Origin of the sequence: Mesorhizobium sp. GbtcB19, assembly GCF_019091085.1 — a bacterium.
Classification (GTDB): Bacteria; Pseudomonadota; Alphaproteobacteria; order Rhizobiales; family Rhizobiaceae; genus Mesorhizobium.
In genome coordinates, this window is the sequence record NZ_JAGXJY010000508.1 from 1 (window position 1) to 237 (window position 237).

A 237-nucleotide genomic window follows, 5' to 3' on the forward strand; every position below is an offset into this window, starting at 1 on the left:
GGTTGCCGCCATGTCCGGACGCGGCATCTTGGTGAACAGCCGGAACAAGTTTTCGGTGGTGATATCGGCGATTACGGCCTCGCCGACGGCGATGGTTTCGGCAAGAACCTTCGCCGTGTTCGCCACATAGCCCGGTTCGTTGCGTTTTCCCCGATACGGGATCGGGCCGAGGTAGGGCCCATCGGTCTCGACCAGCAGCCGGTCGCCCGGCACGCCGGGGGGGAGGGCGCGCAGCTC

General features: G+C 66.2%; 1 protein-coding gene. It reads right to left on the reverse strand.

Features of this window, described 5'->3' with window-relative positions:
- The coding region (locus KVT37_RS32860) for a TatD family hydrolase (RefSeq protein ID WP_217579092.1) at nucleotides 1-237 on the reverse strand (237 nt) is incomplete at both ends.